The 6,387-nt window shown below is 56.1% G+C and carries 6 protein-coding genes and 1 tRNA gene; 6 read left to right on the top strand and 1 reads right to left on the bottom strand.

The genetic code is table 11. The annotated features are described in order from the left end of the window. The first annotated feature begins 152 nt into the window (after nt 1–152). The 3 genes from Q0X47_RS03435 to Q0X47_RS03425 all read left to right on the top strand — a co-directional run bounded on the left by Q0X47_RS03435 (nt 153) and on the right by Q0X47_RS03425 (nt 1,263). A complete protein-coding gene (locus Q0X47_RS03435) occupies nt 153–617 on the top strand; it encodes a DNA methyltransferase (RefSeq protein WP_297722932.1) in 465 nt (154 codons plus the stop codon). A gap of 10 nt (nt 618–627) precedes the next feature. Next, on the top strand, nt 628–762 hold the full coding sequence (locus tag Q0X47_RS03430; RefSeq protein ID WP_297722930.1) for a type IIL restriction-modification enzyme MmeI: 135 nt from the start codon (nt 628–630) through the stop codon (nt 760–762). 288 nt (nt 763–1,050) lie between these two features. Further along, complete coding sequence (locus Q0X47_RS03425) at nt 1,051–1,263, top strand: molybdopterin-binding protein (RefSeq protein ID WP_297722928.1); 213 nt, start codon at nt 1,051–1,053, stop codon at nt 1,261–1,263. Nucleotides 1,264–1,669: 406 nt separating this feature from the next. Here the strand turns inward: Q0X47_RS03425 and Q0X47_RS03420 are convergent. Beyond that, nucleotides 1,670–1,742: transfer RNA gene (locus Q0X47_RS03420), tRNA-Lys, on the bottom strand. Between the two features lie 257 nt (nt 1,743–1,999). On the opposite strand from Q0X47_RS03420, the gene Q0X47_RS03415 reads away from it, so the two are divergent. The 3 genes from Q0X47_RS03415 to Q0X47_RS03405 all read left to right on the top strand — a co-directional run bounded on the left by Q0X47_RS03415 (nt 2,000) and on the right by Q0X47_RS03405 (nt 6,325). Then, complete coding sequence (locus tag Q0X47_RS03415) at nt 2,000–2,635, top strand: hypothetical protein (protein ID WP_297722926.1); 636 nt, start codon at nt 2,000–2,002, stop codon at nt 2,633–2,635. 95 nt (nt 2,636–2,730) lie between these two features. Further along, nucleotides 2,731–5,217: an RNA degradosome polyphosphate kinase gene (locus tag Q0X47_RS03410; RefSeq protein WP_297722924.1), complete on the top strand. Its 2,487-nt coding sequence runs from the start codon at nt 2,731–2,733 to the stop codon at nt 5,215–5,217. Nucleotides 5,218–5,335: 118 nt separating this feature from the next. Next, a complete protein-coding gene (locus tag Q0X47_RS03405; protein WP_297722922.1) occupies nt 5,336–6,325 on the top strand; it encodes an NUDIX domain-containing protein in 990 nt (329 codons plus the stop codon). Nucleotides 6,326–6,387 lie beyond the last annotated feature (62 nt).

The following is a 6,387-nucleotide window of genomic DNA, read 5'->3' as shown; positions in this document are numbered from 1 at the left end:
ACCGCCACGGAAAGCAGTGACGGAAGCTCCGCAGAAAGGCGAAAATCCCTGTAAAACAAAGGATTTCGAGGATAAACACATGACTTACACACCAGCGTTAAATTGTATCAAATACAGTGTCAGAATAGACCCCCAGCGGGTCAGGAAACTTTTTGACCGAGACGTACCTGCAGCTGCGCCACCTGGAGGACGCGGTGTTGAGCCGGCTCAATGCCGGTCAAACAGCATTTAGCCTCGCGGAGGCGGGGGCGAGCATCGCCAGGGTGTCCTTGGACCAGTTTTACGTCATCGAAATCAACGATTTCTCTGCGAAAGTTTCCGAGGCGGCGCTGTGGATTTCACGACTAAAAGCCAACGGCGAGACGGCGATGCTGCTGGCTCTGGGGGATGATGATTTCCCCTTGCGGGAAAGCGCCCACATCGTGCAAGCCAATGCGCTCACCTTGGATTGGAATACGGTACTGCCAGCTGACCAATGCAGTTACGTCTTGGGAAATCCGCCGTTTATCGGGTATTCGCGCCTGGATGAATCACAAAAGGCTGACCGGCTGGTGATTTTCGGTAAGGTCGGAGGCGCGTGCGCATTACTCGGACGCTTCCCTCGCCACGCTCTATGACCCCGACCTGATGCCAGCTGAGTTGCGGGCGGCACACCGCGAAAACGATTGCGCGGTCGAGGCAGCCTACGGCCTGCCGTCCGATAGTGATGAGGCAGACATCGTCTCGCACCTATTTGCTCTCTATGCCGCCAAAACCTGCTAGCCTCGGCATGTATCCGAGTTCTGGGCAACCAAAATCATGCAGGCGCTGGGATTAAAGCTACCCCTGGCACCGGAAAAATCCTCGCCGGAAAAGGTTGACGCATCCACTCTATGATTCTGGCTTGATGCCGGCAGGTAGAGGCAGCACCAGAGGCTTAAAACGCTGTATTTGCAAGCAAATGTGGAGATAGCGCCATGATAAAATGGGGTGAATCCAGGAGCGTACTGCCTGGAAGTCGATGGTGTCCCGCAGATGGTTGGGACAGAGAAAATAAGAAGAGGTAAGAACATGAAAATTTCTGCACGCAACCAGTTCAAGGGCAAGGTAAAGAACATTGAACGGGGCGCAGTCAATTCAATCGTTGAAATCGAAATCGCTCCGGGGGTTTGCTTCGCAGCGTCCATTACCAACGCTTCGGTTGATAATCTGGGGCTCACCGAAGGCTCAGATGCTTACGCCATCGTGAAAGCATCCTCTGTAATGGTGGGCGTTGACGCTTAATCTTGGTTCGAGGTTAATCGCGTAGTAAATCGGTGATTAAATCGGGGTTGCTGGTCTATATGGCCACCTACCCCCGTTTAATCACCGATTAGAAACGTTCACTAACGGGACACCGGTAAAATGAGGCACAAATGTTGCTGATTGCCTGAATTCTGGGGTGCTGGTAGGCCCAGGGGGACTTTTTCTGTTTGGTGTTTCGGCGGCGCAATGCCCACTGGGCATTGCTTTTATGCCGCCTTCACCGTTTTCGCGCTGGCTCATGCAGCCTTCGGCTGCTGCCTTTTCTGTTTGGTGCTTCGGCGGCGCAATGCCCGCTGGGCATTGCTTTTATGCCGCCTTCACCGTTTTCGCGCTGGCTCATGCTCCCTGCGGTCGCTGCCAGCGCGCGGGTTCGACCCCACAAAGGTAGGCCCAGGGGGGCTCGAACCCCCGACCCACGGATTAAAAGTCCGCTGCTCTACCAACTGAGCTATAGGCCCGTAGGAAAGATTATAGGTAAAAAGTCTGCTTAACCGCAATTGAATGGCTGAGCTGCTCCGCTCGGGCGAAATCCCCAGATACCTGTCCACGAGGTTTTGCTCCCAACCCCCCTCAGACCACCCGCCACCCCAACCGGTGGGCGCTGAGTGCCTGACTTCGTTGGCCAGATTCAACGCCGAACAACTCCCACATTCCCAAGTCCACACAAAATCCCGGGTGAACGGGGATAATTAAGGTAAATCGAACAGGAGGAACCATGGAAACCAGGAAACCGCGACGCCCGGCCATTATCGAACCAGAAACCTTGGAATACTTGGAAGGCGAGGAAGACCCGGCACTGTCCAGCGAATCAGCCCATACCTCGGCTCGGATTTTGGTGAAATCCCCCAATGGGGAGTGGTCTGACCCAGATCCGGAGACCAAGGAACGCCTGTTGAAACATATGCAGGAAAACGGTGTAGACGAACTGGCCGAGCTGTGGTCACGTTCCCCGGTCAATACCTTGCCGGGCGTTTTGTGGAGGCTGCTGCTGATAGACCAGTGGGTGAGGCGCTACCCGGAAGGTGTAAATACGCGCTTCAAGCAAGGACTGAATTCTCCCCGGCTCTCGGAGTATCTTGATATTGATGGGGCTCATTCCCTGGATTTTCACGAATGGAAAAAGCAGCTGGGACAAATCCTGGGAGGCAGTTTCGACGATAATTTCGCCGATTTTCTGGATACTTCCCAAGCCGTGCTGCGGGTGTTAGCAGCCAGTGAATCGGTTTGGATGAAGAAAGACTCCAAGGATCCACTGGCCAATGCAGTGACCCTGCGGGATAACGCCTTGCTGGCTACCGCGAACGAACTGCTCGATGCAGCGACCATGTATCGCGAAGGCCGCTTGGACTGACGACCGCGCCTCTCGCCGCACCCGGCACGGGACAGCAAACTGCACATAAAGCAATACGCGAGCAACACTAACCAAATAGTTGAGGGGACATGAAGGTGTCTGATAACCAGAAAAACAAAGATAAAACCGAAAACGATGGGACAGAAGTTCCCGCTCCGCCTCCCTTGCCCGGTGCAGAAAAGAAATCCCTCTTTGCGGGCGCTACCGCGGAGGAAATGTTCCCGAAAAAAGATTTGGATCCCGGCGGCTCCCAAGAATACGATGACGCGGACTTCACGGAACCGGATACGTCCCGGGAGGAAAAACTGCCCGACCATCTGCCTGACCCGGTAGTGATTGCCCGTGCGGACGGCTTGGGCTCGAAGGTGAAAAAGAACAAATCCTCAAAGAAATCCGACCACAAGCCCCTTTCTCTAAAGAAAGAAGACGGACTGACCCCAGACGGACTGCCGAAACTACCCAAAGGCCGCTTCGCCGACCGGGAACTTTCCTGGCTCGCTTTTAACCAGCGTGTCTTTGAACAGGCACAAGACCCGCGCCTCCAGCTATTGGAACGGGCCTGGTTCCTGACTATCTATTGTTCCAACTTGGACGAGTTCTATATGGTGCGGGTCGCGGGTCTGAAGCGCCGTATCGCCGCTGGGTTCGCGACAGTTTCCGCTTCCGGGTTGACGCCGCGTCAGCTGGAAGGCGAAATCAGCCGTCGCTCTCACGAGATGACCGGTAATGTTTACCGTTATTTTCAAGATGAAATCCGCCCGGCCCTGGATAAGGCCGGTTTGATCATCACCGACTGGGATAGCCTGAACGAAACCCATCACGAAATCCTGCACCGGTACTTCCGCAACCAGGTGTTTCCCATCCTGTCGCCGTTGGCAGTAGACCCATCCCACCCCTTCCCCTACATCACTGGACTGTCGCTGAACCTGGCGATAATTGTGCGCAACCCCAACACTGGCAAAGAACACTTTGCGCGTATCAAGGTGCCACCCATCCTGCCGCGTTTTGTGGCAGTGACCGAAAACGGGGTCGAAAACGACCCCTCGAGCGTAATTTTGGCGGGGGAAAAGGTTAACTTTGTCCCTATTGAACAGATAATTTCCGCACACCTCGATCACCTGTTCCCCGGTATGGAAATCAAAGAAGCCCACGAGTTTAGGGTGACCCGTAACGAAGATCTGGAAGTCGAGGAGGATGACGCGGAAAATATTTTGACCGCGATGGAATCCGAACTCGCGAAACGGCGTTTCGGGCCGGCGGTGCGTCTGGAAGTGGCGGAATCCATGCCGGCGTTCCTGCTGGATTTCTTAAAAGAAAACCTCGAAATCGGGACTTCCGACGTGTTCCGCCTGCCCGCGCCGCTGGACTTGCGAGGTCTTAATGACCTGCATGACCTGGATATTCCCCAGCTCAAATACCCTCCGTATGTTCCCGTGACCCCGAGCGGGCTGGCCGAAAAAGAATCATCGAAAACCGCGGATATTTTCAGCTCCATTCGCGACCACGACGTGCTGATACACCTGCCTTACGATTCTTTCGCCACCTCGGTGCAACAATTCATCGTGCAAGCAGCTCAAGATCCGAACGTTTTGGCAATCAAACAGACCCTGTACCGAACTTCGGGCGATTCCCCAATCGTCCAGGCCCTGATTGACGCGGCCCGTGCCGGGAAACAGGTCGTGGCCATCGTTGAAATCAAGGCGCGTTTCGATGAGGAAGCCAACATCGGCTGGGCCCGCAAGATGGAACGCGTCGGGGTTCACGTGGTTTACGGCCTGGTCGGCCTCAAGACGCACTGCAAGCTGTGTCTGGTGGTACGTCAAGAACCCGATGGGATGCATCGCTACTGCCACGTCGGCACCGGTAACTACCACCCGAAGACCGCTCGCGGCTACGAGGACCTGGGCCTGCTGACCGATGACCGCGAGGTCGCCCAGGACCTGACCCGCCTGTTCAACCAGCTCAGCGGATACGCGCCGCGTTCGACGTTCCACCGTTTGCTGGTCGCGCCCCGCTCTATTCGTGATGGCTTGATTGAGCGGATAAACCGCGAAATTGCTAACAAGAAAGCGGGCAAGAAAGCGGGAATCCTGTTCAAAATCAACTCGATTGTGGATGAGCGTTTGACGGATGCACTTTATCGGGCTTCCCAAGCGGGGGTTCCGGTGATGGTCCAGGTCCGCGGCATTTGTTCCATTAAGCCAGGTATCCCCGGTCTCAGCGATAACATTCGGGTCGTTTCTATCCTGGGACGATTCTTGGAGCACTCGCGAGTCTATGCCTTTAAGAACGATGGGGATCCGGAAGTCTGGATTGGTTCCGCGGACCTGATGCATCGTAACTTGGATCGCCGCGTTGAAGCGCTGGTGAAAATCGTGGACCCGGAGCAGATCCAATATCTGGTTGATCTAGTCAAACGCGGCATGGCAGACACCACCTCCTCGTGGCGGTTGATGCCTGACCAGCAGTGGGTGCGGGTCAACACAAACGAGGCCGGGCTGCGTCTGGAGGACATCCAGGAAACCTTGATGAATCGCGCCTCTTCGCGCGTGTCGGGACGCGGCGGCGTCTCCCGACATTGAGGCCGACGTGCCACGGCATTCGAGTGAGGCACCGAGCCGGTCGCGGCCGCCTCGATATGGCACACATCAGCCCGGTCGGTGAGGTTTACAGAGTTGAGTACACAGAAAAGGGAAGGTAATGAGTAGAGTTCTGGCTGCCGGCGGGGTGGTTTGGCGAGGCGGGGAACTACGTCCGGCCTTGGAGGGCGCGCCCACCCAAACCCCTTATGAATTTTTGGTCGTCCACCGGCCAAAGTACGATGACTGGTCCCTGCCGAAGGGAAAACTGGAACCCGGCGAGCTGCTGCCGGCCTGTGCGGTGCGGGAAATTGCCGAAGAAACCGGGGTGCAAGTGTGCCTGGGGCCCCAGCTCGGTCTCACGACTTACCCGGTGGAGGGTGTCGAGAAACAGGTCACGTACTGGCTGGCTCAGGTGCGCCACAGTGCGGCGATACTGGCTCGGCCCTACGTGGAACCGGCCTCACCACATGAGATAAACGAGATTCGTTGGGTCAACCAGGCCCAAGCGCAGGAACTCTTAACCCAAGAATATGACCGCAATCTGGTGACACAAGCTGAGCAATACCTGCGACAGGGTTGGGGTGACTCGACTCCAGTTATGTTGGTGCGCCACGGAAAAGCCAAGAATCGTCTGAAGTGGAAGACCGATGATTCGCTGCGTCCTTTGAAAAAACGCGGCAAGCGCCAGGCTGTGGCGCTGGCCTCCACCTTGAGCGCTTTCGGGATTTCCCGACTGTTCTGTTCGCCGTGGAAACGTTGCGAGCAAACGATACGCCCGTACTTGAAAGCCAGCGGGATTAGGTGTGAATACCCCGATGTGTTGAGCGAAGAGGGTTTCGCCGCTAATCCTTATGGCGGGCTGGAACTGTTGCGCGCACAGCTCCAGGCGGCGCCCGCAGAAGGTCCGACCGCCCTGTGTTCCCATTCCCCGGTTCTGATTCCGCTGATTCGGGCTTTGGGGAACGATTTCTTAGAAGAAACCCTGATACCTTTGGAAACCGGGGAATCCTTGATCGTTCACGTAATCTCAGACGCCGAGGGCAGCCCGAAACTCATTGCTGCCGAGCGTGCGGGCGCCGAGCCCCCCGTCGGGTACGTGCTGGATTAATGTGATTTTTTGGTAATCACGAGTCCGCCCGCCCGGTTTTCGGGTTCGTGCGGTTGTCGGTG

This window comes from uncultured Mobiluncus sp. (assembly GCF_947254095.1).
GTDB lineage: Bacteria > Actinomycetota > Actinomycetes > Actinomycetales > Actinomycetaceae > Mobiluncus.
Note: the sequence above shows the minus strand (reverse complement) of the source record. Positions and strands in the feature narration are given on the sequence as shown.

What these genes read in the sequence shown, in the direction of transcription:
- Q0X47_RS03415 (WP_297722926.1), top strand. Translation starts at nt 2,000, where the DNA reads ATGGAAACCAGGAAACCGCGACGCCCGGCCATTATCGAACCAGAAACC.
- Q0X47_RS03430 (WP_297722930.1), top strand. Translation starts at nt 628, where the DNA reads ATGCCAGCTGAGTTGCGGGCGGCACACCGCGAAAACGATTGCGCGGTC.
- Q0X47_RS03405 (WP_297722922.1), top strand. Translation starts at nt 5,336, where the DNA reads ATGAGTAGAGTTCTGGCTGCCGGCGGGGTGGTTTGGCGAGGCGGGGAA.
- Q0X47_RS03425 (WP_297722928.1), top strand. Translation starts at nt 1,051, where the DNA reads ATGAAAATTTCTGCACGCAACCAGTTCAAGGGCAAGGTAAAGAACATT.